The sequence below is a fragment of the Alteromonas infernus genome (assembly GCF_902705815.1).
In genome coordinates this window covers 163225-189045 of record NZ_CACSIG010000056.1, presented here as the reverse complement: position 1 = coordinate 189045, position 25821 = coordinate 163225, and the positions used below count along the sequence as shown (strand labels likewise).

The window sequence follows — 25821 nt, the reverse complement described above, 5'->3', positions numbered from 1 at the left end:
CACATAAAAAATGCTGGATTTTTAAAAACTGAAATTCTTCCTGGCAAACGGTTTATCAGCCTACCTAAAGTTACAGAAAATGATTGGGCTAACGAAACTTCGGTCGAAATAGAAGTACAAACCGGACAGATTTATTTTTTGGAATGGACTCATGAGTTAGAAGACTTTTACGTAATCCCTGCTGGAGCTATGGTTATCACTGGTGGCGAAACCAAAGCTTCAATAATAAAACACAAAAAGGAGTCCGCTTTGCCAATCCTAAATCAACTACGTGATTCTGCGTCGTGATGGCTAACAAGGCGCTTAACTCGCTCCCTTCGGTCGCTGGGACACATACGCGGGGCCGCTTCCCGATTATAACCCCGCGTATGTGCCCCTTAGCTTAAAGTTATGTCTCAGAAGGAATTGATAAATGCGGTTAATTTTTTTATTACTTCTATTAGTCAATTTTGGCTGTCTTGCCTCATCCTGCATAGTAACCGATGAAATGCGCGCACAGTTCAATTCTAAACATGTCGAAGATGTTGCTATTGATACAGCCCTTAGAGATTCAAAATTCTCTGTAACTATTAAATTACCAGAGAGCATTGAAGGTCAAAGTTCTTATTCAGTACGGCTGGTATCAGACAGCCTTGAAGAACCAACATTCATCTTCCCTCTAGACTTGTATGAAGAAGATAACCAAACAAAGGCATGGTATGAAATAGATGCGGGGCTTGTGAGAAAGCACTTCGTAGTGGTCAGCTTAAAAGACTATTGTGCTCCGAGCATATTCAAGGAAGTTTTTTACCAATGAGACATAACAAAAAAATTAAGTTCGCCCGCTGCGCGGGCTGGGACGCAAACATGTGGGCTACTCACTTCGTTCGGATTTTAGCCCACATGCCTGCGCCCCTTATTTAAAAGTTAGGCGACAAAAGGAATTTTTATGCCTCAAGTACCATTTGACAATCTGTATAAGACTCTTTGTTTCATTGGTGTTTTCTTGCTCGTTGTTCCGACACTCTACCTTGAAAAAGAATCCTCCGAGTTAAAAGTTGCAATTGCTGTTCTACAAGCTGAAATAGATTACAAGCGAGCACAATCGGATTTCACGTTTTCTTTGGACACCACAAAAAAATTAGCTGAGATTAAGGTTAAGAATGACATCCTAAGTAAAAGAGTTTCATACATATATTTTTTCCTTATCGGCGGCGCTTGGTTCACACTTGCAGGGGGCATTCAGTGGTACTTAAAAGTGCAAAAGCATAAGGACTTCCTGCTAAGTAAGGAAGCAGAGTTGCAAAAAGTCGCCTAACAAAAAAATCAAGTTCGCCCGCTGCACGGGCTGGGACGCAAACATGTGGGCTGCTCACTTCGTTCGGATTTTAGCCCACATGCCTGCGCCCCTTATTTAAAAGTTATGCGCCAAAGCGTACAGGATTTACATCCATACTTTTATGAAGGATTCTTATGATCAGAATTTCCTGACTGCCCATTTGTTTGTAGAAAATCACATGGCTACCTTGAGGAAATTTTCTGTATCCATCTCTTATTTCGTCGCAGCTTTTACCAATATCAGGATTTTCAGACAACATCCAAAATGAATCGTCGAATTGTTTAAGATATATATTACGCTGTTCTCGGCCCCATTTCCGTTGCGTAAACAATGCGATATCTTTTAAATCTGATTTTGCTAGTACGGTTAATTTAAACGGTTTCAATCTTTTAATTCGCCGTCTAGTTCTGATATCAGATGCTCAAGGTCGTATTCAGTTTCACCGCTTTCTTCACCTGCTACAAGTAATTGACGCAGAGTGTTTAATTTAGTTTCCTGTGTTTCTAGCAAGCGAAGAGCTGAACGAATCACCTCACTTGCTGAACTATACCGACCAGTTTGAATTTGGCTAGCAATAAAGCCATCAAAATGGTCTCCAAGGGTAATGCTGGTGTTTTTAGCCATCTGATTTCTCCAAGTACCAATATATACCTAATTATGGTACTTGCGCGTTGTAAGTCAATAGCGCATAACAATCACATTAAGCCGCTCGCAGGCTCGCTGGGACAGTAACACATGGGCTCTGTCGCTTCGCTCGGATTTTAGCCATGTGTTACTGCCCCTTATGTGGGTGTTATACACTTTTCAGGAAAAGGATATTATGAAGATTAAATTAGTAGCGGCTCTACTGTTGTGTACCTTTTTAAATGGCTGTGCGTCAACTTCAGACAAAGCAGCAAAGGATTTTCTTGATGGCGCTAGCTCCAGCGCTGAATCGAGACGCATGGAAGAATTAAATAAAAAGTATCCCAACAAACCTGACCATAAAAACGACTTCATAGAAGACACAATGTCTGGTGCACTTACCGCACTTTTCCGAGGCATATTTAGCTCCGATGAAGATAACGAGTAAAGCAAGGCTTTCTCGTCACATGTATAACAAACAAATTAAGGCACTCGCTACCGCTCGTTGGAAGTTATGTGCCAAGGAAACTCTATGTATAAAGGTTTTAAAGGATTGGTGTTTACAACTGTTTTTTTTGCGGCACTCTTTTCTAATGCAGCTCAAAGTAAGGAATTAAAAATGTCAGGTCCTGCTCAGAATGGTGTGCTCATCTACTCAAGCAACTTGCCACACCTTGCAGCGTTTTATGAACAACTATTTGGTATGCGTGTTACAAGGGAAACCAAAGATTTTATCAGCTTAGATAAAGACGGCTTTAATCTCATCATCCATGTCCCACCGTTCGATATACCCAAAGGTTCTTTCAGCCCAATTAAACTATTCTTGTCAGTTCAAAATATGGAAGCAACAAGAGAAAAAGCAGTCACCTTAGGTGGCGAGGCATTCGATGGCGAATGGGCAAACCCAATATTCAAAGTGTCTAACATCGCAGACAGAGAAGGTAATCATATACAGATCAGGGAATTCAAAAATCCCGGCAAAGGCTTATAAGTAGTTTTGTGGGCAGGGCACATAACAATCGCATAAACTCGCTCGCGGGCTCGCTGGGCCGTTATGTGACTCACTTTTTCATTTCACGATAAACCGTATAGAATAGTACTTACGCCGTTTAAAGGAGCCTAACAAACGATGCCCGTAATTAGCCGGTTCTATGGGATTATAATCGCAATGTATTTTAACGACCATAATCCTCCCCATTTTCATGCTAAATATTCTGGTTACGAGGCACTCTTTGCCTTTGACGGTTCAATACTTGAAGGAGAGCTTCCTAACAGAGCCACGAAATTTGTTCAGGAATGGCTTTCAGAGCATCGAGCCGAACTAGAAGAGAATTGGCACAAGGCTCAAAATGGCGAACCGTTAAACTACATTGCACCATTGGAGTAAAACTATGCTTCACGTTAGAAACGCAAAATATCTCGACGGCTTTAAACTATGGGTAACATTTGACGATGGTACAGCTGGCGAAGTCAATTTAGAAAACAAACTATCTGGCAGTGTCTTTGAACCGCTAAAGGACTCTTCTTTTTTCTCTAAAGTTGCTGTTGACCCAGAATTAGAGACAGTGGTTTGGCCGAATGGTGCCGACCTGGCACCTGAGTTCTTGAAACGTCACATAACAAAGCGCTAAAGTTCACTCCCTCCGGTCGCTGGGACGCTAACATGTGGGCTGACTCACTTCGTTCGGATTTTAGCCCACATGCTAGCGCCCCTTAGCTTTAAGTTGGTATGACTCCCCTTGTCAATAAAAACCGAGTGTCTCCCTGACATTTTTTCGGTCCATAATTAGCTGTTTTCTTGCTCTAAATAAATGAGCTAACGCACCGGATGAGGCAGTAATGTCGTCGGTTGTTATGCTGGTATTCGTAGGTTACTCATTCGTTGAATGAGCAGTGCTGACCTTACATGTTCCGCCGTAGCCCGGTGACCGCTCAGCCTTTCTCATCAGTCTAGGCTCGTGGTTCAACAACCGTTAGGTTGTTGCCATCATAACGCCCTCGTAGGTTGTGCCACATCCCGCGGCCTGATCCGAATGCGTTAGCTCAAACTCGTTTATCATGCAGGTACTCGGCTTAGTCTCAGCTTGGGATTAACTGGTGTGAGAACCACTTCTTTTGCGATAGCCCAGATGTATGCAGCCATTTCTCGAGCAATCGCGGTAATGATCAAGTTGTAGTGTTTACCCTTTTTACTCATACGCTGATAGCGTTTGCAAAGACGCAGCTGTGCTTTCCAAGCGATATCGACGATGTCTTTAGGTAAGCCTTCCTGCCTCAACTGTAATTCAGTAGAGACATTAGCCGGATAACGATAGCTATGCGCCCCCTCAATTAGTAAACGCCTTGCTCGACCATTTCCCGCTTTAGTAATGGCTCCTAAGTGTCGCTTTCCACCTGATGATTGTTCACTCGGTACCAAGCCCAAATAAGCCATGAGTTTTCTGGGATGGTCGAAGCGGTTTAAATCGCCAAGCTCTGCTACCACGCCAACAGCAACGAGTAATCGAACGCCTCGCATCGCCTGAACGGCTTTCACTACCGGATAATAACGCCACTGGTGCACGTGGTGGGTTAACTCATTGTCGAGCCTTTCCAGTCGCCGGATGCGCTCTTCTATGGTTTGCAATTGTTCTTGTAAGACTATTTGCTGGGCCGAGTGAGGCAATATCAATTCCGTGAGCCAACGAAGGTGCTTCTTCGACCAGTTGGCAGTACCTTCATAGCGTATGTTGTTGCGCAAAAGTAAGGCTTTAAGCTGATACTTCGCTTCTTTTAAATCTTTCATGGCTGCTTCTCGAGCTCGGGATAAATCCCGCACAGCCTCATCTTCCGGCTCGGGCACATAGATGGGTGTAAGGTCTTCAGACTTTAGTGACCCTGGATATTTGGATTTGAACTGACGTAGCAGCTTTTTGACACTGACCTTGGACGAGGGAATACGTCCATAATGAACTGGTGTCGCTCCACGCTGCTCTTCACAATAGGCAACCTCGTGAAACTCCTTGTGCGTATCCAATCCGATAAAAATCATGCTATGTTTGTTCATGCTAGCCTCCAAATTGATTTAGTATTGAACAAACTAATTATGGCACTGGCTTTTTGAGCTAACCCACGAAAATGCGGAGGCTAGCATTTCTCAGGGAGTCATTGTGTCTAGGTACTCTTGAGTCAAAATTAGCCCAACTGACATTTTAACGCTATAATGTTTTAATGTTACATAAATGGAGGCTTATTCATGAGTACTTTATCAAAACGATCTACCGTCTACTTCGAACCAGCAATTCATAATGCTTTGAAACTGCGGGCGGCATCATCAGATACCTCAATATCAGAACTGATTGATGAAGCAGTAAGACTCCTTATGAAAGAAGATCAAGAAGATTTGGCTGCGGTAAGACAAAGGGCCAAAGAGCCCGAAATCTCCTATGAGGACTTGCTAAACACTTTGGAAGCTGATGGAAAAATATAGCGTCACTTTCAAGAAGTCAGTAGCAAAAGATTTTAGGGCAATTCCCAAGTCGGACGTTAAAAAGATCCTCGCCAAAATTGACTTATTAGCTGAAAACCCGCGAAGGGATGGAGCAATTAAACTTAGTGGACTCGACTTGTATCGTATCCGGCAAGGTCTTTATAGAATAATTTATGAAATCCGAGAAAACGAGCTTGTTGTACAGGTGATAAAAGTCGGGCATCGCTCCGATGTTTATAAACGTACCTAACAAACTCAATTAACTCACTCACTTCGTTCGCTGGGTCGCATACACGTGGGCTGCTTCGCATTATAGCCCACGCGCCTGCGCCCCTTATTTAAAAGTTAGCCGCTACTTGTAAATCCAGCCTTTCACTTCTCTTTTTTAGTGGTAATATCAAATCATACTCAATGGGAGTTATTTTATGTCTGATGCATTGAAAGTGATGCTTGCAAATATCGAGCAACTCAGTACTAAAGAGAAAGCACTCGCTGCCCACTGTCTTTTAACGGCTATGGATACCAAGATTGATAGCGATGTGGAATCCGAGTGGGTAAAACTTGCAGAATCTCGCAGCGCAGAGCTAGAGTCTGGTGCGGTAAAAAGCATTAGTTGGGAAGAGATAGAAAAGGATCTTAATTAAAAGATGCTGCCTGTTTCCTTTCACCCAGAGGTTAAAAGGGAAATAAAAGAGTCGTTTGATTGGTATCAAGAACAGTCATTGGGTTTGGGTCACGAATTTACTCAAGAACTCAAGGAAGCCATCGATTCAGTTAGCTCTTTGCCATCGGCATGGACAAAAATAGGGCAAACTCATCGACGCTTTGTCTTAAGCAGGTTCCCATACTCTATTATTTATAAAATTATCGAAAACAGGGAAATTAGTGTGGTAGCTATTATGCACAACCACCGAAAACCAGGGTATTGGCACGAACGCGGCTAGCAAGACGCTCAAGCCACTCCCTCCGGTCGCTGGGAAACTACCATGCGGGCTAACTCACTCCGTTCGGATTATAGCCCACACGCTGGCGCCCCTTATTTAAAAGTTAAACCCTTATTCAACATCAAGTCTCTTTAATGCTTTTTTGTAAGCCTCATTTCTCTCACGTTTTCCCACTGCAAGCACTGTAACTACAACTACGTCATCAAGTACCTGATACACCAACCTATATCCTGATTGACGTAATTTTATTTTATAAACATTATCGGCACCTAACACTCTATCTGGGGCTACGTGTGGTGTTTTTAATCTCTCTGCTAATTTCTTTTTCAGTTGCTGCTGCAAAGTACTACCTAGCTTATTCCATTCTTTTAGGGCGCTTCTCTTAAACTCTAATTTATAGGTCATCCAAATTCACCGAAACGCTTTCTTCACCTTGCCTTTCTTTAACAAGCTGCAGTAGTTCCAGATCCTCCAAACGATCCATCATTTTTTCGTAAATCTCAGCTGGGACACAATAGAATGCGGGTTCATTCCTATTCAATATAGCGACAGGGTCGCCATATGCACTGCTCGCAACTTTCATAGGGTTTGCTTTTAGTTCAGTAATACTTGCAGCCACGTCTGCCAAAATCCTCGTCGCCATATCGGTCTCCTAAAAGGTCTTTAATTAGGTCATTTTAGGCTATCATTGTCGGTTTAACAAGCGTATAAACTCGCTCACTACGTTCGCTGGGACAAAAACACGTAGGCGCCAAGTTGCACCGCGTTGCGCAACACGCTACACTCTTTTCATGATTAAGTCATTTAAACATAAGGGCCTGAAGCTGTTTTTCGAAAAAGGGAAAACTTCAGGCATACAGACTAAGCACGCGAAAAAACTTCGCATGCAGTTAGCTGCTATTCACACCGCGCAAGATATTGATGACATTAATTTGCCAGGCTTCTCTCTACATCAACTTAAAGGAGAAAGGTCAAACATTTGGTCGATATCTGTCAACGGTAACTGGAGAGTAACTTTCGAGTTCACGGATGGTAATGCTTACATCTTAAATTACGAGGATTATCACTAATGAATATGCATAACCCACCACACCCCGGTGAATTTATTGAGTCCATTTACATGGAGCCACACGGCATAAGTTGCAGGACACTTGCAACCCATCTTGGTGTAGCCGCTTCTACACTAAATCGTGTCGTTAAGGGAAAAAGTGCAGTAACGCCAGAAATGGCATTAAGGTTATCAAAGGTATTAGGGCGCAGCCCTGAGAGTTGGCTTAGTATGCAAGACAACTATGAACTTTGGCAGGCAAAGCAAAACATCAACTTGGATAACGTCCAGCCAATAGATCTGCATACCGCCTAACAATCAAATTAAACCGCTCGCAGGTGCGCTAGGACAATAACACGTGGGCTCTGTCGCTTCGCTCGGATTTTAGCCCACGTATTACTGCCCCTTATGTGGGTAGTTAGCTGCCCCTCAATTTCACCCTTGCAGAATGAGTTAAAAAGGTATAATTTTTACTCATGCAGAATTTCGAATTTGACCAGTCTAAAAGTGATTCTAATTTCACCAAACACGGAATCGACTTTGTTGAAGCCCAAAAGCTTTGGAATGACCCAATGCTTTTGGAGATCCCAGCAAAAACAGAGGATGAACCTAGATATATCATTATTGGTCTTATAGGTGGCAAACACTGGACAGCAGTGATTACTCATAGGAATAAAAACATTCGAATTATTTCTGTACGGCGCGCTAGAAAGTCAGAGGTGGCAATATATGAAAGCTAAAAATTTCGAGGAAAATTTTGAGAGTGGAGATGAAATCCTTCAGCACTTAGATTTATCCAAAGCAAAACGCCCAATGCAAAAACAAAAAAGGATTAACGTGGACATTCCGGAATGGATGGTCGATTCCTTGGATAGAGAAGCCGGTCGAGTTGGCGTTACTCGCCAATCTATAATTAAGGTTTGGTTGGCTGAGAGACTGGAGCAATCGCAGTCTTTAGAACGCACAAGCAGCTAACAAAGCGCTAAACACTTTCACTTCGTTCACTGGGACAGTAACGCAGCGGCGCTTCGCTATTATGCCGCTACGTCACTGCCCCAAAGCTTAGCGTTAGCTACCAAAATGTGAATCAAGCTTATCGAGAAGTTCTAAACCTTTCTTTTTGTCTCCAGTAGCAGCAATCGCCTTAAATCTTACCTCTGTATCAAATTCAGCTATCGCTTGTGTAGATAACTCTTCTATTAATTTGTTTAAGCTCAATTTTTTATGCGCAGCCAAAGCTTTCAATCGATTATGCTTATCGTCTGGTAAACGTACAGTTAGAGTAGACATATTAAACTCCTCTCAAATAATCTTCTGGCGCTAACACTTTCAAACCTTCAAATTGTAATTCCGCATTTCGCAGATCTTTTAGGTTATTCGTAATAATGCTCTCAGCATTTCCTGCTACTGCAAGTTCAATGAGAAAATTATCGCCTTCGTCTTTTAAATTTGGTCGCCACAAATAATGTATCTGCACCCATTCGCAAACACTAAAAAATGCTGCTAATAAATTGCTCACTTCGTCCTCGGTAAGCGGGCACAACTCTTTGATTTTGTCTCGCTTACTTACTGTTTCGTATTCCAAAAATAAGGTCGTGCTAATCAGCGGCTTTAACCTACCCAACAAGCATTGCCGTATCACTTCTCGAGCTGGCCCTGTTTTGCCAATCAGGGCGCTGATAAGTACACTGGTGTCAATAACTACTTTTTTCATAATTTATATGCTAGCGTATATGCTATCACTTTTCAATTTAACAATGGCAGCTAACAACCCAATAAATACACTCACTGCATTCGCTGAGGCGCATACACATGCGTTTGCTCACGTTGTGGCTTTCGTATCATTCATTACTATCGCTGCTAACTCTTCGGTAATAGGCATTGTGAAAAAGTGAGTCTTTAAGCACGAGAAAGTTTGACAATACAACGTAAGCTGAAGAATACTTTTCAACCACCCGCTACTTAACTAAAGCTAATATGGACGTTACCTTCATACCCACTACAAACCTGTCACATGCGGCAGCCATTACCTATGAAAACATGCGCATTTACTACGCTCAGTTCGCCCCTGATTGGACGGTAGATAAGGTACTAAGCGTTACTTCTGATTTGGAAAACTACGACATTTTACTCAATAAAGAGGTAGTAGGCGTTATGCGCCTTCATTTCAACTTGAGTACATGTGTGGTGCGCGACCTGCAGGTTATAGGTAGGGCACAAAATAAAGGAATAGGTATGGCTTCACTTCAAGAAGCGCAGAGGCTTGCTTTAAAAGCAAAGAAAAATACCCTATCTTTACGCGTTTTTAAAATCAGTCCAGCGGTTAACCTGTATTTAAGAAGTAACTTTGTGATTGAAAGCGAAGACGAGCGCTTTTTTAATATGGTGAAAAATGTATGAAGATTGTTATTGACGATCTTAGCGGGGGAGAAGTACTCGCCCTTTTAGAAGAGCATATATCGGATATGTACGCCACTTCTCCACCTGAAAGCGTACATGCCCTAGATGTGAACGCATTAAAAGCTTCAAATATTACGTTTTTTAGCGGTTGGAAGCAGCAGCAACTTGCAGGCTGTGTGGCAATTAAAACCCTTGATGCTAATTGCGCTGAGTTGAAATCTATGCGCACTGCCAAGCAGTTTCGGGGGACGGGTGTGGCTTCACAGTTATTACTTTTTGCCTTAGAACATGCGAAAATGAAGGGGTTCAGCTCGGTCAGTTTGGAAACGGGAACACAAGAATACTTTTTGGCAGCCAGAACCTTATATAAAAAGTTTGGTTTTGTGGACTGCGGCCCTTTTGCTAACTACGTTCTAGACCCTAACAGCCATTTCATGACCCGAGCATTTTAACTCAGTATTTTAAGAGAATTCACGATGTCGTTACCTCCTTGCCCCCACTGCCAATCAGAATATGTATACGAAGACCAGTCTCTACTCATTTGCCCCGAGTGTGGACACGAGTGGAACCCTAACGAAGTAGAAGAAGAGGTATCTGCAAAAGATTTTAACGGAACTCCTTTAGTGGCTGGCGATAAAATTACGCTAGCAAAAGATTTAAAAGTTAAAGGAAGCTCACTGGTACTAAAAATTGGTACTAAAGCCTTAATTCGCCACGTAAAAGATGCGAAAGACCACCAGCTAGATTGTAAGGTTGATGGCGCCGGTGAGATGATGCTTACAGCCCAATTCGTTAAAAAAGCATAAAGGGCGCCTGCAACAAATTTTGCGTACCACCACGCCCCTGTTTATATAGACTAACAGTTAGGCTTTGGCGTTTAACCGTATCACAGGGAGCGAACTCGCGCGTTGCAGGTGGCTAGCATTACGCGCCACACGAGTTTCGCTCGTTCATTAAATTGTACCAGCTCCACACCCCAAGACGCTTCCATGGCTTTTTGCCACACGTTACACGTTTCTATTTTATTGCTATGCAAAGGCGCAAGCGAGAGGCTTATTTGGAGCGATTCAAGCCAGTCGCGAAACACAGTATCTTGTGGCCCTGTCTCGCGCAATTGAGAAAGTTGTAGTGACGCTTGCTGTTTAATGCTTCGAAGCCGCTTATAAATTTTGCGTGGGTCTTCCTCTTGCCCAAGCAAGTGAAGCTCTCTTTCAATATCGTAGGCGTTATGCCACTTTACAGCGACCGAAGACGCTTCTGTGCACCCCCAGGTTACCGTGCATAGCAGGCACACGATGAGGCTAGATTTACATCGCTTAAAAATCGCTGAAAGAGAATAAGGTAATAATTTATCGCTGGGCACCGAATAACGCCCTCCTTTAATAGTGTCGAACAAAGTATAGAGGAGGATTTTTATTAAAGGTTGTCTAAGTACGCGTTATTAAACTAATTTACTAGGCGCGGCCGCGACTAGGCGCCTAACTGAACCATTTCCACCACACAAATACGATGAGAAAGCCAAACAGATAAGCTAGCCCAATATAGCTCAGCATTCTTACCACTACATTGGGCGACGCATCATGGTGTAATTGAGTGCTAGCTACTAACTTGTGGTTAAGCCAGGCAAACATGGGGGTGGTAACAAAGGCTAGTGTCATCGCAAAACCTAGCATTGCAAGTAAGGCAGACTTGAAGAAAAGAACAATAATAAAGCTGGCAACTGCCATGAACAATAGCACAGGTGTAACTAGCGTATTTCGCGCTGCTTTTTGTTTGTTAAAAAGTAAAGCTATAGCTTCAGCCACCACACGTGCATAGCCGTCGTACACGGTTAGCGCTGAGCCAAATATACATAAAAATGCCACCAGCGCGATAAGCCAATGGGCCCACTGCCCAATAGTTGATGAATACATACTGATAAGTTGGTGAGAAAAGCCAATGCCGCTTGTACTTAATTCCGTACCACTGCCATATAAAATAAGTGCCCCCAACCCCAGAAATAAGAGAGCAAGAAGCACAGTGACTGCATACCCCAAATTAAAGTCGAACAAGGCTATTTTAGGTGTTACAGCTTGGGTAGCACATTGACGCTTTAACCATAAAGAAGTGATAGACGATATTTCTATCGGCGCAGGCATCCAGCCCATGGTTACCACTAGAAAGCCTAAGGTAGCAAGAGTCCATGGCGAAGGCTGCTCTACCGGCGCCCCCATAGCTGGCGTGTAGTTGTTAAGTGCCACTATAAATACAGCCACTGTTGCCACAACCAATATGCCCATAATGCCTTTTGCGATATTGTCTAGCCCTTCAAAATGGCCTGCCAGTAATATGAGTAAGATGAGTGCAAGCACCACGCTTGCAGATAAGGTCACGGCTATATCAAAAGGAACAGAGTACGACAACAAACTTGCCGCAAACAGTAACAAGGCAGCGGCGTTCACTACCGATGCGATAATATTTAAGCATAGCGCAATGGCTAGGTAACGCTTACCCATGCCTAGATAGCCCTGCTGTAGGGTTTGTTTAGTGCTAATGGTATAGCTGACCCCCGCCCTAAAAAAGGGATATTTAAGTAGGTTAACTACTAAAATAAGTAGTGCCAATTGCCATCCAAACTTCGCGCCCGCTTGGGTAGATGCCACTAAATGGCTCCCTCCCACTGCTGCTGTCGCCATAAGTACGCCTGGGCCAAGAAGTTTTAATAGCGCAGTAAAGCGGGCAAATAATGACGTTTCAGCTGAATACAACAAGGCAACCTCTAGGTGGGCGTGACAAAATAGCCGTCAACCATATCAGGTAAATATAAATCAGGAAAGATAGTCTAGGGTAAGAAGCAAAGTTCGCGATACAGGCTGCAATTGCTTAAAGAACACAGCCTATATCACGCTTATTTGTTGAAGGTATAAGTGAGTGACACTAGCGTCTGTCGTAGTTCACTTTCTTTTGAGGGTGTTGATAGTAACCTTCTTTTAGCAATCGCTTAAAACGGGTAAGTTTGCCGTCTAGCGTTAACTCTTCTAGCCCTTTGTTGAATAAAGAGAGAATAAGCTGACTATCGCCTTCACCTTTAGGTACTAACAAATGGGTAGTCACCGTTGAAATAAAAGGTTTGATAGACATTACGTCGCGACGATCACCCGTATTGAAGTCTCGCTGCAACAAATACCAACCGGTTAACTCATCGATGGGAAACACGTCGATGCTGCCTTCTATCAACGCTTCTAAGTTGCTTTTATCGGTAGGCGCTTCAACAACGTTTTTATTGTCTTGGATATAAGCAGCCAGTTCATCATTGTAAAGGTAACCTTCTGTTACCCCCATTTTAAGGTCTTTTAAGTCACCTAACTCCGACCACGTCTCTGGGCCTTTTTCAGCATTCACATAAAACACCAAGCTTTCTGCGGTAATCGGGTTACTGTGGTAAAATTCAGCTTCCCTTGCGCGCACAAAGTTGCCGTAAGAAATGGCGTCGTACTCGCCGTTTAGCGTCGCTTCTAATGCCTCTTCCCACGGTAGAGATACAAATTCAACAACCACGCCGGTTTCCAAAAAAGCATCAGCAATGATGTGGTTAATATAACCATCGTGCTGCATATCGGTTGACGTGTAAGGCGCGTACTCTGTGGTCGCTATTCGCAGTTTCATCCACGCGTGGGCAAAACTTTGCATAGGTGTTAGCGCTAATATAAATGTCGCTATAAGTAATAATCGCATGTCAAAGTCCTGTTATTCGTTTAGAAGTAAATACCAAGGTTAATATTAAGACGGTGAGTCGTTTCCTGTCGACCGCCTAAATCTAGGCCGACGCCAGGGCCGCCCGAAAACCACATATTTTTACCTTGGATACTATCTACATATACAAACAATTTATCCCAACCAAAGCTACACCCGTTTATCCATTGAGACGAATTTTTACCTTCGCTACCTTGGCCTTTTGCCACACTATACTCTGAATAACAGGTGAGCGACTCGATGTGGGTAAATTTATACGGTACCGAGTAAACTAGGTTTGCCGAGTACGTTTTACCGTCAGCTGCCGCTAAGAATGGGAAAGTAAAAGACGACAATGCGATGCGATCATCTGCTTGCCCCTCTGGCGCAGCCAAATCGTACTCATAATCGATATACTGCAATTCCACTTTTACATCACCTTGCGTATGACGCATGTGAACGGCATAGGCGCTCATATCTCCATCATCCAAGGTATCTAAATTTAAAATGTTGCCATATTGATAAGACACGCCAATATCAGTGGTAGCACCACGGATAAAGTTCGCTGAGTAATTTGCACGTAAGTTATATTGGCCATCTTCTTTATTACGGTATTCGCCGTCGTCGGCCACGTCAAAGGAATAACGCCCAAACTCTGCCGCGTCGTTGTACTCATCATTCATGAAGTAGGCGGCTTGGAAATCCCAGTTCTCCCAATCGTGATTTATTTTAACCCCGGCATCATAGTCATCTTCGAAGCCAAGGTAGTAATTCACCGAGAACCAAAAGTTATTACTGCCGAAGGGCTGTAGACCAAACGGTGTTTGCGTAATTCCCGCGGTGATTTGTGTTTGCTCATCAAAGTGATAGGTAAGGTCGGCAAAACGAACGGTATCGAAATCGGTGTTTTCGTACCAGCGATACTCTGCTTTGTAGCTAAATTGGTCTGATTCGCCTGATACGCCAAGCTTGAACGACTCAAACTCGAACCCATCCCTAAACTCAGGTTGTTGCCAGTCTTGGTGACCGTAATTTACCCGAACGTGCCCACTCAAATTGAACGGCAGCTCGTCGGCTTTAGCGAGGCCTGCGGTGCATGTAGCCAATGAAACTAAAGAAAATGCGGATAGTAGCTTGTTCATTACTGTTCCTGTATTTAACTTTTGGCGGGAACCCTAAACGAAACCATGCCTCTAAGTAAATAGTGGGGCGTGAACGTTTAAAGCGGCTGTGCGCCAAAATAAATCCTTCAGTACTAACTATACTGTGCAAACCTTACAAAAAGATCATTTGCAGAAAATGTTCATAAATGGTCGCTCAATATATTGCGCTCACGGAAATCACCCAGCGTTATGCAATAACGGTTAATCTCCATTTCAGCTCGGCCACCTTTTAGGTAGTATTCACATTTAATTTATTCAAAATTGTGGGCTAACACCTATTTTATGACTCAACACCTTTCTGCTATTACCTTTTTCGTTGACGACTACGACAGCGCCATTGCGTATTTCACTTCGGTTCTAAATTTCACATTAACTGAAGATAAAGTTACCGGTGATGACGCGCGATTTGTGCTGGTAACGCCACCGAATAGCCCGGCTAGTTTGTTATTAACACAGGCGAAAAACCAGGTTGAAAGCGCGCTTATTGGCAATCAAGCGGCCGATAAAGTGTTTTTAATTCTAAATACAAACGATTTTTGGCGAGACTTTAACGACATGCGAAACAAAGGCGTGTTGTTTTTAGAGACCCCTCGCGAAGAAGTATATGGTACGGTCGCTATCTTTAAAGATAAGTTTGGCAATAAGTGGGACTTGATCCAAACAGCGTAACATCGCTTTATACAGGTTCGACCTTCAATTTATTTTCTGCCGCTATTGCCGCTTAGTGTCTTTCTGTCTATCAGAGCAGCGGTTGTAAACTTAACAAGTAAAGGAGATGCAATACGTGCAAACCATGAAACGTTCCATTATTGCTGATGTGGTGGCAATAGCGGCTATCGCATTGCTGATCACCATTACATTTTACTGGATTGAGGCGAGGCGGGAAGTCATTATTCTATGCGATAATTTCACGCCTGGGGTTTTGAAAAAGAGTGTAGAACGTCAGTTAGATACTGCTGAATTGCTGTTATGGGATACCACGTTTGTTGCAAATGGCAGCAAGATTGAGGCATATAGTCCACTCCACTTAGGCATAATGCAGTGCAATATTGAATTTAATAAACAAGATATTGTGGTCTTTTCTTATGTGGAGTAGTCGGTCTTCAGGCAGTTAGTGCACGTTTTTAACCATTTCTATGACCCAGTGTGGTGCAATGTTTACATCGGCGCAACACCCTATTCACTCCCACGTTAAGAGTCGTAAAGACAGACTTACCCCTAGTTGTTTATCGCACTGAGTTAACTTTTCATCTCGCTGTTACCTTTGAGGTTGTAAACGTATAATTACGCCGTGTCTTCTTAACGCAAGTTTCTTCTTATGCAAAAAACAAAACACAGTGTCATCGAGGATGTTTTCGCCCTGATAAGCGCCGGCTTGTTTGTTGCTTTTGGCGTATACCTATTCCAATCTCAAGATCTAATGGTAGGTGGCGCAGCAGGATTAGCCCTGTTAGGTACTTATGCCTTCGATATGGATTTTGGCTTGCTGTTCTTTCTTATCAACTTGCCGTTTTATACATTGGCATGGACGCAAATTAGCAAACGATTCACCATAAACACTTTTATTTCTGTCACCACGGTATCGGTGTTAACCGAACAAATACCCGCGTTTGTAGATATTAGTCACGTTAACCCCATATTCGCTGCGGTATTTGGCGGCATATTAATTGGTGTAGGTATGCTGATGATGTTCCGTCATAGCTCGAGTCTTGGCGGCGTTGGCATTATGGCGTTTTTCCTACAACAGCGATTCAATATTAGAGCGGGTACGTTCCAACTGGCGGTAGACAGCACCATATTGCTTTGTGCGCTTTTCTTTATCGCTTGGCATTTAGTCCTTATCTCTATCTTAGCCGCGTTTTGTCTTAATATGGTTATTTCTCTTAACCATAGACCAGAGCGTTATTTCCCAGTACAGGGAGAGAACAATACAAAAAAGGTGGAAGGTGAGCGCACCGAGCCTAAATTAGGAAGTGGGCTAGACAATAATTTAAACAGCGAGTTACGCGCGCAAAACGGGTAAGCGAAAGCCCGTTAGCCAACCCGCCGCAAGGTTGCGTTACTTAACGCTAAACTAACGCAAATAAAAAGCCCGGTGAGTGACACACCCACCGGGCTTTTTTGTATCTTTTATTTGTATTCCTATACGCCTACAGCAACCCTATTGCTTCTTTTGAACAGGTCTTGACGGTCGACTTACTACTCCACGATTCACTCTTGGACGAGAAAACGAAGTACGCATACAAACCTCACTTTTGAGTTGTTGCTTAGTACAGTTGGAAGTGAAGCATTCACTGCAATCCTGAATCTAAGCAGCGCTAGTATAGACTCAAGACAGGGGTAAAAGTCTCATTCTTTTAATGAATAGTGCTTAATTAAAACTTATATAGTTTAGAGGGAAAGTGGCACTACGTTGAAACTTATAGATATTTTACTATACGGGGAACGCGCTGCGACACCCGTGTCATTAACTCATAGTCGATGGTATCTGCACACGCAGCGACTTCCTGGATAGGCACGTTTTGCCCCCACAGCTCGACTTCATCACCCACACTCACATTATCGATGTGGGTAACATCAATGGTGATCATATCCATTGATACCCGGCCCGCCAGAAAAGCCCGTTTTCCACGCACCATCACTGGGGTTTTGTTTTTACAATGCCTTGGATAACCGTCTGCGTAGCCAATTCCCACAGTTGCAATTTTACTTGGTTTAGATGCCACCCACGTTTGACCGTAGCCAACCCCTTCGCCCGCAGCAATGGTACGCATCGCAAGTATACTGGAGCGAAGCGTCATAGCGGGGTAAATCTCAACACCAACATTGTTAGCTGTAGATACCGCACCGCCGTATACACCTACCCCTAACCGGTTCCACGCGTTGCGGCTTGTTGGCCAATTTACGGTAGCGGGGGAATTCGCAACGCTAGTAGGTAACCCAATAGCGTCGGCTACTCGTTTAAATGCTGATAATTGCGAGGCGGTAAAGCCGTTATCCACATCATCGGCACACGCGAAATGGGTGGCGATGACCGTTTGTTCGCTAAGGAGGTGACGATATTTTTTCGTCATATCTTCAATGTCGGAAATCGCAAAGCCTAAGCGGTGCATGCCACTATCCACTTTAAGCCAAATGTGAGGACGTTGGTTTTCTGGGCAGTTATTCAACCACTGAAGTTGTTCTTCGCAGTGCATCACCAAAATACAATTATGCTGAAACGCCATCTGACACTCTTTCGCCTGATGCGCCCCTTCTAATACGACCACGGGCGCACTTATACCTGCATCGCGAAGTGCTATTGCTTCTTCAATAATGGCTACAGCGAATTGCGACGATACATGCTGTAAAATACGCGCTACATTTACGGCTCCATGCCCGTAGGCATCAGCTTTCACTACCGCCATCGACTGGCTTGATGGCGCTATCGCGGCAAGCGCTTTAAAGTTGTGTAAAAGGGCGTCAGCGTGAATGATAGCTTGCGTTTGTCGGCTCACAGAAAAACACGTTCCTTAAATGTTTATTGTCATCGAAAGAGTAAACGCAAAGTGTACCATGAGAAACTTTAAAGGCGTGCTAGATTAATGCTGAAAAAGGCGCAATCTAACGTAAGGTTTCTTGTAAGGTAAAATACCGTTATGCTTTGGCTTCGCACAATTTTATTACTACGTTGCTTCAAGGTTTTTAATGTCTACCCACAAGCCATCTACGACTTCACCTTCTCTTTCAAACAGCACTTCAGAGCCTGCTGAGCATACTCATTCCACCGTTAATGAACTAGCGCAGTCTCTTAATAAGATTATCTCGGAAGGCAGGAATCCAGACTCGCTGAATATAGATACGCTGAGTACGGTGGGTATTTTACGCTGTATAAACAATGAAGACGCTAAAGTCGCGCAGGCGGTTGCGCAAGAAATTCCACACATCGCAAAAGCGGTAGATGCAGCCACAATGAGTATTAGAAGTGGTGGAAGGCTTATATATATAGGCGCAGGCACGAGCGGGCGGTTAGGCATATTAGATGCGGTAGAGTGTAGACCTACGTTCAGCGTCCCCGATAGTTTAGTCGTTGGCGTAATCGCAGGCGGTGAAAGCGCAATACAACACGCGGTTGAAGGCGCTGAAGATAACGTTGAAGCGGGAAAGACTGACCTACAAACGCTCGCGCTTAGTCAAAAAGATACCGTCATCGGCATTTCAGCCAGTGGACGTACTCCGTATGTAAGTGGTGCTTTAGAATATGCACGATCACTGGGCTGCTTTACCGGTGCCATTGCGTGTAGCCCCAATGCAGCCATCTTTGAAAATGCGGATACGTCAATATGCCCAATCGTTGGCCCAGAAGTATTAACCGGAAGCACCCGTATGAAGTCGGGAACCGCCCAAAAGCTTATTTTAAATATGATAAGTACGAGCACCATGATCAAACTTGGTAAGACCTATCAGAATTTAATGGTAGATGTAAATGCCACAAACGAAAAGCTTAAAGCACGTGCTCTACGAATTGTTATGCAGGCTACCGAGTGCAGTGAAGATGCCGCTTTGACAGCCCTTAGTGGGTGCGATAATAAAGCTAAAGTTGCCATTTTAATGGTATTAACGGGGCAAAATGCCGAGCAGGCCGCCGCGCAGCTAAACGCCAACGATGGCTATTTGCGTAACGCGGTAAATGAAAGCGAATAGTTAAAGTAGATTATTGCTATGAAAGTTTTCGGGTTAATCAATACGAGCATAAAGGTTAGACGTTACACGATAAGCGCATTTGTTATTGCGCTGTCCCTGCTGACCACTTTCGCTTTCCTTACCGGATGCGCGCCAGAAAACTTATCTACACATGTATATACAAGCAATAATAACAGTAGAGACGTCAAGCAAGAAGGGTTGCCTAATGAATATTTAAACGCCGACCAACTTGCAGTAGGGGCTGAACGCTACTCAAAGTACCTACCTTTGTTAGTTGGTAAGCGGGTTAGCTTGGTAGTGAATCAAAGTGCCTTGGTTAAGGAACATAGTTATCTACCACCCTCGCCCACGTATTCTTCCGCAAGCGAATTTGAAAATGGTGAAGCAAATAACAGCTCAACTGCGCATTCAAATTCGATTAATGCAAACCATCACTACCAGCATTTACTGGACGCCTTATTACGCCGCAGTATTAACGTGGTAAGCATTATGTCACCCGAGCACGGGTTTAGAGGAATTAAAGGCGCAGGTGAAAAGGTACATAGCGATATTGATGCTAAAACGGGTTTACCTATTCACTCTCTTTACGGCAAAACCAAAAAGCCAACGCCTGCTATGCTGGAAAATATCGATGTCATTGTCTTCGATATTCAGGATGTAGGCGTACGCTTCTATACGTATTTAAGTACTTTGCACTACGTAATGGAAGCCGCCTTCGCGCGCAATATCGACGTTATCGTGCTAGATAGACCAAACCCCAACGGTCGCTATGTCGACGGCCCGGTGTTGACGTCAGAATATTCTTCTTTCATTGGTATGCACCCTATTCCCGTTCTTCACGGCATGACTTTGGGTGAACTTGCGCAAATGATTGTGGGGGAACGTTGGTTGGGTATTGATGCGAGCAGCTACAACAATGCAAAACTTACCGTTGTACCGATGGAAGACTATAAACGCTCTGCACATTATTCACTGCCGGTAGCCCCTAGCCCTAACTTGCCAAACGATTTGTCTATTAAACTATACCCGACACTGTGCTTTTTCGAAGGTACCGATGTCAGCATTGGTCGCGGCACTGATTTTCCTTTTCAGCTTATCGGTCACCCCCGTGTTAAGTTAGGTGAAACTAAAGTACCGGTAAAAGCAAATAGTGCAGCGCCCCACCCTAAGCATGAAAATTCTATGTTAAGTGCGCACGTATTTGTTAACGCTGATTATACCAAAGCTAATTTTACGAAGTCACAAAGCTTTAGCCCTGGGCTATCAATTCGAGAATATTCACCTATTACTGGTTTAGACATCACAACCTTGATAAACGCCTATTCTCGCTTTTCTGAATATAACACCACTGTAAGCAACAGTGGCGGCTCAAAAGAAACCTTCTTTACTCGCCCAGAATTCTTCGACAAATTGGCCGGTACCGATGCGCTAAGAATTCAAATTCAAGCAGGCATACCCCCCGAGAAAATTCGCCAAAGTTGGCAGAAAGAGTTAGGCGAGTTCAGAGAAAAAAGAGCGGCGTATCTTCTTTATCAAGACATTGAATGACGTTCAAATTAGCTGCGCTAACGCAAAGAGTTAAAGAAATCTCGCGACGGCTAACATTCGAGAAAATAGAGGGAGAAATTCAAAAAAAGCCAACATGTAAGTAAATACTCACACAACCCCTAAAGCAATAAAAATAGTCTTTAAATAAGTTAGTGAAAGCTAACCATCGTCATTTTTTGTTTCAACCAGAATAGTAAGCTCAGCTTCAGCTGTGGCTTTTTGATGCTTAAGCTCATCCCTTCTTTCACTGTCACTTTCTGCAATCTTTGCATCAATATCGGCAATTTTCTTCATCAGCGTTTCTTTACTCTTTTCTTTTTGCTCTGCCTCTTCAGCTTTGTCAAAAATAACGTCTTCAGGAGACGTTTCCTCTTGTTTAGTTTGGCTAGGGGATTTAGCTATCATCTTCAAACCATCAGGCTGAGGGCGCTGATTCATAAAGCTGGGCGACACAATTTCAATGTCAGAATTATGCAGTGCATCGAGTACGGCTTTATGCAGCCTTGAACGAGCGCTTAGCAAGTTTTTCACTTCGGTAAGTAAACCAGAAATACGATAACTTACCGAAAAATCGCCCAACCCCACCACCTGCACAAATGGCTCTGACAATTTGGCATTTTCTGCCGCAATAAGCAGGTGCTTTTCGATAATACTGTGATGTATGTCGTAGCCTAAACTAATATCTACGCTAACGATTGCGCCAGAGGCGCGAGTAACCGAGACCGGCGAATTCACCATCAGCGTATTGGAAAAGGCAATAAGCTCTCTGCTTTCGGTTTGAATTTCAACATCCAGCAGACCCATTTCGGTAACGCGTCCGCTATAGCCTTCTACCTTGATAAAGTCTCCCACTTTAAATGGGCGGTTAACACGAAGTACTATTCCGGCCATCAAATTTCCCACCATGGTGGTGGAAGAAAACGCAATTACCCCTGAAATTAGTACGCCAATAAGCGCGATCACTTGATTTCGTGTGCTTTCACTTACAGGAAGGGTCATCGCAATTATAACAGCTCCAACGATAGTAAGTACCAACATTCCTACTTGGCGGGGCAGTTTTTGTTCACTGGTAAGGTGGCCCTGTTTTGCCAGCAAAAGATAATGCAGTGCAATGAGCGCACTTATCACCAAAGCGATAGCAATGAGCAAAGGAGCAAATGGAAGTAGCGCACTTAACACAGTATCAATTAGCGATACCTGTGTAGTGTCTGATAATTTTTCTGTATCCATATTTTTTCCTTTAAGGTTACCTTTCCAGGTAGCCTTTGATTTACCTTTTAAATTCGCGCCTTCACAGGCTCTACTTTTGTAGTGAAAGTGAGTCTAACGAAACGGGTGAACGGCCTTTAGCAGCCGTGTTACCTAATAAAAAATCAGCTAGTGCGTTCAGACTATAGCTGGTAACCTTTTGATCGTCTTTATTTTCTTCTTTGCTACCTTGGGCGCTTACACTAATGGCATAACTGAATGTGGCAATGGCAATATCTGTCATGCTTTTAACATCTTGTGCACTATACGGCATACGTAGCGGTGCAAAAACTACGGTTTTATTTTGTGTTTTCGCAGCAGACATTATCTTTTTACTAAATGCCATCACCTCAGTTTCACGCGCACGTCGCTTCACATGCTCAGGTAGATCAAACCCACCTAACTCATAGGTCGCGTGAAGCGGGCTAATATTACCTACTATTAAAGCTTCAGCCTGCTGTAATAGGTCCATAGCTAATTGGGTGTTAGGTAGTGCGGTTAGGGGTAAACAAGCAAACTCTAAGGGCTTATTGGTGCTTTTAGAACTAGCGTGTGCAAGTGCTGCTTCAAATGCTAAACACCTCGCCGCATCCGGCATTAGCGCCAACCAGCGCGTTGATGTTATCGGTAGTTTTTCTTTTCCGAAAAGCACAGACACCGAACCTTCAGAAAGCGCTTTCTCTATTCTAATTCCTTTGTTTTTTAAACTGTTAGGGTTATTAGTCAATGCATTGTCGTTTGCTTCATCAAGCCACCAGACCTTCGGCTTGGAAATAAAACCATCTAGCGTAAACCGTTGTTTTGCTTCAATAATACGATTATATGAAGATATCAAGAAAGCGCTTTCTGATGATGTGTCTAATGCGCTATCTGCGAGTTTTACTGCTACATTGTCGAGAAGCTTTGCAAACGCATTTATATCCGTTTTATTTCTTATAGTGAAAGGCATAAGCGCAATATCCGCGCCCGCACTAAATGCGCGAACTAAAGCCTCTTCGTGCGAGAAGAACTGTGTAATACCCGCCATATCTAGAGCGTCAGTAACAATTAGACCTTTATACCCCAGTTGCTTGCGAAGCAAGTTGGTTAATATCTTCTTCGACAAAGTCGCTGGAACTATTTGTCGCTTTCCGTTCTTGTCTGTAATTCTGGTATCGTCTAACGATGGATACTGAATGTGTGCACTCATTACCATGGCCGGCGGTGTGGCACTTCTAATAATATTAGAAAACGGCAGAATATCACCCGTCATTGCTTGTGCTCGGGTATGACTTACCAGTGGAAGACCGCTGTGACTATCCACATGCGTGTCGCCATGACCTGGAAAATGCTTAATTGCACTTATCACGCCCGTCCCCTGCATTGCTTCAACAAACGTTTGGCCCAGCGCAGCAACCTGCTCTGGATGTTCTGAAAAACTGCGCACGTTTATAACCGGGTTTTTCGGCTCGCTGTTTATATCAACTGATGGGGCAAAGTTGGTGTTAATACCAAGGGGTAAGAGCGTTTTACCGATGTGGCGAGCCACGCGTTGCGCAAAAGTACTGCCATGTTGATGAAACGTCGCACCAATTGCCATATTACCGGCAAATGGCGCTAACATGTCTGAGGGCAGGCGCGCTACCCTACCGCCCTCTTGATCGATAGCGATAAATAATGGTTGCTTGCCCGCTTTCAACATATGCTGCTGCATAGTGTAATTTAGCGTTATCAACTGCTCGGTATTTTCAATGTTTTCTGAAAACAGAATCACGCCACCAATGTTGTGACCACTTAATAGTGCCAGCAAACTTGCAGGGATTTTCGTCATTGGTGTGCGGCATTGCGATGATGGTGTGTCGTCTTCGCAGAAATAGCGAAAATCTAAAATGATCTTTTGGCCCAGCATGGCCTTGATGGTGCTAAGACTATCTGCGTTTTGCTGTATACCGCCTTGTGCGCCCCCTTTTTGAATAGAGGCACTCTTACCTGTGGTTAAGTTGACCGGGGCGTTAGCACTTAAGGGCTGAGCAGAAGTTATACCCGCTAAAAAAGTAATCGCTAAAAAGCCTAGGGCTATACGTATTTCCCCCACAACAGAGACGTGTTTTTTACAAATAACTTGCTGGAGTAACAATGTTTATCTAATCCTTGGAAACACAAAGCACAATACGGTACGCTAGCATAAATGAGAGAAGCTTGTTCGCCAACATAGAACTTGCAAACCACACCCTCTCTTACGCAACGTAGACATACCCGTTTAGGCACACATAAATTTAAGTTTGGAAAGAAGTATGGATTGGATGTCAGTCATCCCCCCTCTTGTGGCTATTGCCGTCGTTTTTTGGAAAAAAGAAGTCATCTTAGCATTGGCGCTGGCCGTACTGTCTGCTGAAGCCTTAATTCTGGTAAATGCTGATATCGCAACCAGCTACATGGCCCCTATTAATGCCATAGAGCGTGTGGTTGATACCGCGGCGAGTCCAGGCAACACTCGCGTACTTATTTTTTCGGTTTTAGTGGGCGCGTTACTGGCGTTTATTCGCGACTCAGGAGGGGTAACAGCTACGGTTAACTACCTCGTAAATAAAGGGGTGGCGAAAAGCCGCAAACAAGTGGGCGGTTTAACCATGTTTACTGGTATTGCCGTCTTTATAGAGTCGAACCTCAGCGTGCTTACCGCAGGTATTTTTGCTAGAGGCTTGTTTGATCGGTTTGGTATGAGTCGCGCACGCCTAGCTTATATTATTGACTCTACAAGTGCTCCCGTCTGTATTTTAATTCTGCTGAATGGCTGGGGCGCTTTCATATTAAGCCTGCTTGACGCTTACGAATTACCTGGCTCTTCTGCATCTATCTTATGGGGCAGCGTATTTTTTAACTTTTACGCTATTTTCACCTTGCTCATTGTGGCTTACACCATATCAGCCGACAAAGTGCACGGCCCTATGATTGAAGAAGAAAAAGCACTCTCTCAGGTTGAAGTAAACCAAACAACGGAGCCGGCGACTAAAGCCCGCTTTATGTTAGTGCCTTTAGTAATAATGGTGCTAAGTATGATTGGGTTTATGTTTTGGACAGGGAACGGCGTGTTATCTGAAGGCAGCGGCAGTAAATCAGTACTCTATGCTACAGCGCTTGCAACCGCTATTGCCTACGGACTACTTTTATTGCACAAGCGTTTCACCCATAAAGAAGCGGTAGAAATCGGTTTTAAGGGGATGGGTGAACTACTTCCCCTTGTCACCATAGTGTTATTGTCGTTAACGTTAGGCAACAGCCTTAAGGTACTAGGTACGGGTGTGTTTGTTGCGGGTATTGTGGGTGAGTATCTTCCGTTAATGCTAGTTGTTCCCATGCTATTTATTGCGGGCGCAATTATGTCGTTTACCACAGGAACCTCATGGGGCACGTTTGCTATTCTTATTCCTATTGGCGTACCACTTATTCAAAGTTTAGGCTTACCGCCTTCTTTGGTAATTGGCGCTATTTTGGGGGGTGGGATCTTTGGCGATCACTGTTCACCTATTTCAGATACCACTGCCGTCTCGTCACTTGCCGCAGGTACAGATGTGCTCACCCACGTTAAGACCCAGTTTCCCTATGCACTGTTTGCAGGTGCCCTTACGCTTATTGCCTATTTTATAGCAAGTTTAGTCATGCTGGGTTAGTGGGCTTATACCCAG

General features: G+C 43.8%; 38 protein-coding genes. 24 read left to right on the top strand and 14 right to left on the bottom strand.

All coding sequences use genetic code 11. The features are described 5' to 3' along the window. The 3 genes from ACX5J7_RS14825 to ACX5J7_RS14815 form a co-directional block, all read left to right on the top strand. Nucleotides 1-288, top strand: a 288-nt coding sequence (locus tag ACX5J7_RS14825; protein ID WP_498707385.1) for a hypothetical protein, incomplete at its 5' end; no start/stop codon positions are given. Between the two features lie 124 nt (nucleotides 289-412). Then, nucleotides 413-796, top strand: a complete 384-nt coding sequence (locus ACX5J7_RS14820) for a hypothetical protein (RefSeq protein WP_150140878.1) — start codon at nucleotides 413-415, stop codon at nucleotides 794-796. A 132-nt stretch (nucleotides 797-928) separates the two neighbouring features. Further along, nucleotides 929-1297, top strand: a complete 369-nt coding sequence (locus ACX5J7_RS14815) for a hypothetical protein (protein ID WP_150140876.1) — start codon at nucleotides 929-931, stop codon at nucleotides 1295-1297. 103 nt (nucleotides 1298-1400) lie between these two features. Here the strand turns inward: ACX5J7_RS14815 and ACX5J7_RS14810 are convergent, their stop codons facing one another. Both ACX5J7_RS14810 and ACX5J7_RS14805 read right to left on the bottom strand, forming a co-directional pair. Further along, nucleotides 1401-1703 carry a type II toxin-antitoxin system RelE/ParE family toxin gene (locus ACX5J7_RS14810; protein WP_474115604.1) on the bottom strand — a complete coding sequence of 101 codons (303 nt, stop codon included), beginning with the start codon at nucleotides 1701-1703 and terminating at the stop codon, nucleotides 1401-1403. Beyond that, entirely contained in the window at nucleotides 1700-1942 is a 243-nt protein-coding gene (locus ACX5J7_RS14805) for a type II toxin-antitoxin system ParD family antitoxin (protein ID WP_012517127.1), read from the bottom strand. The genes ACX5J7_RS14810 and ACX5J7_RS14805 overlap by 4 nt, the downstream gene beginning before the upstream one ends. A 196-nt stretch (nucleotides 1943-2138) precedes the next feature. Between ACX5J7_RS14805 and ACX5J7_RS14800 the strand changes: the two genes are divergently transcribed. The 4 genes from ACX5J7_RS14800 (at nucleotide 2139) to ACX5J7_RS14785 (ending at nucleotide 3573) form a co-directional block, all read left to right on the top strand. Further along, complete coding sequence (locus ACX5J7_RS14800; RefSeq protein WP_012517126.1) at nucleotides 2139-2390, top strand: hypothetical protein; 252 nt, start codon at nucleotides 2139-2141, stop codon at nucleotides 2388-2390. Between the two features lie 84 nt (nucleotides 2391-2474). Continuing rightward, nucleotides 2475-2933, top strand: coding sequence for a VOC family protein (locus ACX5J7_RS14795; RefSeq protein WP_474115605.1), 459 nt, complete (start codon nucleotides 2475-2477; stop codon nucleotides 2931-2933). Between the two features lie 138 nt (nucleotides 2934-3071). Next, complete coding sequence (locus tag ACX5J7_RS14790; protein ID WP_012517125.1) at nucleotides 3072-3329, top strand: DUF4160 domain-containing protein; 258 nt, start codon at nucleotides 3072-3074, stop codon at nucleotides 3327-3329. Nucleotides 3330-3333: 4 nt separating this feature from the next. Beyond that, nucleotides 3334-3573, top strand: a complete 240-nt coding sequence (locus ACX5J7_RS14785; RefSeq protein ID WP_196897248.1) for a DUF2442 domain-containing protein — start codon at nucleotides 3334-3336, stop codon at nucleotides 3571-3573. A 425-nt stretch (nucleotides 3574-3998) separates the two neighbouring features. Here ACX5J7_RS14785 and ACX5J7_RS14780 read toward each other — a convergent pair whose 3' ends face one another. Then, a complete protein-coding gene (locus ACX5J7_RS14780) occupies nucleotides 3999-4988 on the bottom strand; it encodes an IS110 family RNA-guided transposase (protein ID WP_498707383.1) in 990 nt (329 codons plus the stop codon). Between the two features lie 189 nt (nucleotides 4989-5177). Here ACX5J7_RS14780 and ACX5J7_RS14775 point away from each other — a divergent pair, with 189 nt between their 5' ends. The 4 genes from ACX5J7_RS14775 (at nucleotide 5178) to ACX5J7_RS14760 (ending at nucleotide 6355) form a co-directional block, all read left to right on the top strand. Beyond that, nucleotides 5178-5411 (top strand): RH3 domain-containing protein, encoded by a 234-nt coding sequence (locus ACX5J7_RS14775; RefSeq protein WP_012517122.1) that lies wholly within the window; start codon nucleotides 5178-5180, stop codon nucleotides 5409-5411. Beyond that, the gene (locus ACX5J7_RS14770) at nucleotides 5398-5661 is read left to right on the top strand and encodes a type II toxin-antitoxin system RelE family toxin (protein WP_012517121.1); all 264 of its coding nucleotides are present in this window, start codon (nucleotides 5398-5400) and stop codon (nucleotides 5659-5661) included. Before ACX5J7_RS14775 ends, ACX5J7_RS14770 begins: the two co-directional genes overlap by 14 nt. 175 nt (nucleotides 5662-5836) lie before the next feature. Next, a complete protein-coding gene (locus ACX5J7_RS14765) occupies nucleotides 5837-6055 on the top strand; it encodes an addiction module protein (RefSeq protein ID WP_012517120.1) in 219 nt (72 codons plus the stop codon). A gap of 3 nt (nucleotides 6056-6058) precedes the next feature. Next, nucleotides 6059-6355 carry a type II toxin-antitoxin system RelE/ParE family toxin gene (locus ACX5J7_RS14760; RefSeq protein ID WP_012517119.1) on the top strand — a complete coding sequence of 99 codons (297 nt, stop codon included), beginning with the start codon at nucleotides 6059-6061 and terminating at the stop codon, nucleotides 6353-6355. A gap of 111 nt (nucleotides 6356-6466) precedes the next feature. Here ACX5J7_RS14760 and ACX5J7_RS14755 read toward each other — a convergent pair whose 3' ends face one another. Beyond that, nucleotides 6467-6760 carry a type II toxin-antitoxin system RelE family toxin gene (locus ACX5J7_RS14755; protein ID WP_020742810.1) on the bottom strand — a complete coding sequence of 98 codons (294 nt, stop codon included), beginning with the start codon at nucleotides 6758-6760 and terminating at the stop codon, nucleotides 6467-6469. Continuing rightward, nucleotides 6750-6998: a type II toxin-antitoxin system Phd/YefM family antitoxin gene (locus ACX5J7_RS14750; RefSeq protein ID WP_012517117.1), complete on the bottom strand. Its 249-nt coding sequence runs from the start codon at nucleotides 6996-6998 to the stop codon at nucleotides 6750-6752. Before ACX5J7_RS14750 ends, ACX5J7_RS14755 begins: the two co-directional genes overlap by 11 nt. Nucleotides 6999-7146: 148 nt before the next feature. Between ACX5J7_RS14750 and ACX5J7_RS14745 the strand changes: the two genes are divergently transcribed. The 4 genes from ACX5J7_RS14745 to brnA all read left to right on the top strand — a co-directional run bounded on the left by ACX5J7_RS14745 (nucleotide 7147) and on the right by brnA (nucleotide 8378). Next, nucleotides 7147-7425, top strand: coding sequence for a type II toxin-antitoxin system RelE/ParE family toxin (locus tag ACX5J7_RS14745; RefSeq protein ID WP_012517116.1), 279 nt, complete (start codon nucleotides 7147-7149; stop codon nucleotides 7423-7425). Beyond that, the gene (locus ACX5J7_RS14740; protein ID WP_012517115.1) at nucleotides 7425-7718 is read left to right on the top strand and encodes a HigA family addiction module antitoxin; all 294 of its coding nucleotides are present in this window, start codon (nucleotides 7425-7427) and stop codon (nucleotides 7716-7718) included. The genes ACX5J7_RS14745 and ACX5J7_RS14740 overlap by 1 nt, the downstream gene beginning before the upstream one ends. 161 nt (nucleotides 7719-7879) lie before the next feature. Next, complete coding sequence (locus ACX5J7_RS14735; protein ID WP_012517114.1) at nucleotides 7880-8143, top strand: BrnT family toxin; 264 nt, start codon at nucleotides 7880-7882, stop codon at nucleotides 8141-8143. Further along, nucleotides 8133-8378, top strand: coding sequence for a type II toxin-antitoxin system BrnA family antitoxin (gene brnA / locus ACX5J7_RS14730; RefSeq protein WP_012517113.1), 246 nt, complete (start codon nucleotides 8133-8135; stop codon nucleotides 8376-8378). The genes ACX5J7_RS14735 and brnA overlap by 11 nt, the downstream gene beginning before the upstream one ends. A 93-nt stretch (nucleotides 8379-8471) precedes the next feature. Here brnA and ACX5J7_RS14725 read toward each other — a convergent pair whose 3' ends face one another. Next, nucleotides 8472-8693 (bottom strand): toxin-antitoxin system HicB family antitoxin, encoded by a 222-nt coding sequence (locus tag ACX5J7_RS14725; RefSeq protein WP_012517112.1) that lies wholly within the window; start codon nucleotides 8691-8693, stop codon nucleotides 8472-8474. 1 nt (nucleotide 8694) lies between these two features. After that, a complete protein-coding gene (locus tag ACX5J7_RS14720; protein WP_012517111.1) occupies nucleotides 8695-9117 on the bottom strand; it encodes a putative toxin-antitoxin system toxin component, PIN family in 423 nt (140 codons plus the stop codon). A 263-nt stretch (nucleotides 9118-9380) separates the two neighbouring features. On the opposite strand from ACX5J7_RS14720, the gene ACX5J7_RS14715 reads away from it, so the two are divergent. Genes ACX5J7_RS14715 through ACX5J7_RS14705 form a run of 3 tightly spaced genes read left to right on the top strand, consistent with a single transcriptional unit; the run spans nucleotide 9381 to nucleotide 10609 of the window. After that, complete coding sequence (locus tag ACX5J7_RS14715; RefSeq protein ID WP_278383843.1) at nucleotides 9381-9803, top strand: GNAT family N-acetyltransferase; 423 nt, start codon at nucleotides 9381-9383, stop codon at nucleotides 9801-9803. Further along, nucleotides 9800-10255: a GNAT family N-acetyltransferase gene (locus tag ACX5J7_RS14710; RefSeq protein WP_012517109.1), complete on the top strand. Its 456-nt coding sequence runs from the start codon at nucleotides 9800-9802 to the stop codon at nucleotides 10253-10255. Before ACX5J7_RS14715 ends, ACX5J7_RS14710 begins: the two co-directional genes overlap by 4 nt. A 24-nt stretch (nucleotides 10256-10279) precedes the next feature. Then, nucleotides 10280-10609 (top strand): zinc ribbon domain-containing protein YjdM, encoded by a 330-nt coding sequence (locus ACX5J7_RS14705; RefSeq protein WP_012517108.1) that lies wholly within the window; start codon nucleotides 10280-10282, stop codon nucleotides 10607-10609. A gap of 80 nt (nucleotides 10610-10689) precedes the next feature. Here the strand turns inward: ACX5J7_RS14705 and ACX5J7_RS14700 are convergent, their stop codons facing one another. The 4 genes from ACX5J7_RS14700 to ACX5J7_RS14685 form a co-directional block, all read right to left on the bottom strand. Continuing rightward, complete coding sequence (locus ACX5J7_RS14700; RefSeq protein WP_012517107.1) at nucleotides 10690-11166, bottom strand: hypothetical protein; 477 nt, start codon at nucleotides 11164-11166, stop codon at nucleotides 10690-10692. A gap of 115 nt (nucleotides 11167-11281) precedes the next feature. After that, a complete protein-coding gene (locus ACX5J7_RS14695; RefSeq protein ID WP_278383840.1) occupies nucleotides 11282-12553 on the bottom strand; it encodes an NRAMP family divalent metal transporter in 1272 nt (423 codons plus the stop codon). Between the two features lie 166 nt (nucleotides 12554-12719). Beyond that, entirely contained in the window at nucleotides 12720-13517 is a 798-nt protein-coding gene (locus tag ACX5J7_RS14690) for a substrate-binding periplasmic protein (protein WP_012517105.1), read from the bottom strand. Between the two features lie 20 nt (nucleotides 13518-13537). Further along, nucleotides 13538-14656: a TonB-dependent receptor gene (locus tag ACX5J7_RS14685; protein ID WP_012517104.1), complete on the bottom strand. Its 1119-nt coding sequence runs from the start codon at nucleotides 14654-14656 to the stop codon at nucleotides 13538-13540. A gap of 303 nt (nucleotides 14657-14959) precedes the next feature. Here ACX5J7_RS14685 and ACX5J7_RS14680 point away from each other — a divergent pair, with 303 nt between their 5' ends. The 3 genes from ACX5J7_RS14680 (at nucleotide 14960) to ACX5J7_RS14670 (ending at nucleotide 16700) form a co-directional block, all read left to right on the top strand. Then, entirely contained in the window at nucleotides 14960-15346 is a 387-nt protein-coding gene (locus tag ACX5J7_RS14680) for a VOC family protein (RefSeq protein ID WP_071960335.1), read from the top strand. 115 nt (nucleotides 15347-15461) lie between these two features. Then, on the top strand, nucleotides 15462-15773 hold the full coding sequence (locus tag ACX5J7_RS14675; protein WP_015066136.1) for a hypothetical protein: 312 nt from the start codon (nucleotides 15462-15464) through the stop codon (nucleotides 15771-15773). Nucleotides 15774-15995: 222 nt separating this feature from the next. Continuing rightward, nucleotides 15996-16700: a YitT family protein gene (locus ACX5J7_RS14670; RefSeq protein WP_015066135.1), complete on the top strand. Its 705-nt coding sequence runs from the start codon at nucleotides 15996-15998 to the stop codon at nucleotides 16698-16700. Between the two features lie 397 nt (nucleotides 16701-17097). On the opposite strand, the gene alr is transcribed toward ACX5J7_RS14670, so the two are convergent. Beyond that, on the bottom strand, nucleotides 17098-18174 hold the full coding sequence (gene alr / locus ACX5J7_RS14665) for an alanine racemase (protein WP_498707380.1): 1077 nt from the start codon (nucleotides 18172-18174) through the stop codon (nucleotides 17098-17100). A 190-nt stretch (nucleotides 18175-18364) separates the two neighbouring features. Here alr and murQ point away from each other — a divergent pair, with 190 nt between their 5' ends. Continuing rightward, entirely contained in the window at nucleotides 18365-19360 is a 996-nt protein-coding gene (gene murQ / locus ACX5J7_RS14660; protein WP_278383834.1) for an N-acetylmuramic acid 6-phosphate etherase, read from the top strand. A gap of 18 nt (nucleotides 19361-19378) precedes the next feature. After that, nucleotides 19379-20908: an exo-beta-N-acetylmuramidase NamZ family protein gene (locus ACX5J7_RS14655; protein WP_498707379.1), complete on the top strand. Its 1530-nt coding sequence runs from the start codon at nucleotides 19379-19381 to the stop codon at nucleotides 20906-20908. 159 nt (nucleotides 20909-21067) lie between these two features. Here the strand turns inward: ACX5J7_RS14655 and ACX5J7_RS14650 are convergent, their stop codons facing one another. Then, nucleotides 21068-22138, bottom strand: a complete 1071-nt coding sequence (locus tag ACX5J7_RS14650) for a mechanosensitive ion channel family protein (RefSeq protein ID WP_498707378.1) — start codon at nucleotides 22136-22138, stop codon at nucleotides 21068-21070. A gap of 70 nt (nucleotides 22139-22208) precedes the next feature. Then, the gene (locus tag ACX5J7_RS14645; RefSeq protein ID WP_498707377.1) at nucleotides 22209-24272 is read right to left on the bottom strand and encodes a glycoside hydrolase family 3 N-terminal domain-containing protein; all 2064 of its coding nucleotides are present in this window, start codon (nucleotides 24270-24272) and stop codon (nucleotides 22209-22211) included. 157 nt (nucleotides 24273-24429) lie between these two features. Here ACX5J7_RS14645 and ACX5J7_RS14640 point away from each other — a divergent pair, with 157 nt between their 5' ends. Beyond that, nucleotides 24430-25806: a Na+/H+ antiporter NhaC family protein gene (locus tag ACX5J7_RS14640; protein WP_012517095.1), complete on the top strand. Its 1377-nt coding sequence runs from the start codon at nucleotides 24430-24432 to the stop codon at nucleotides 25804-25806. The last annotated feature ends 15 nt before the right edge of the window (nucleotides 25807-25821 follow it).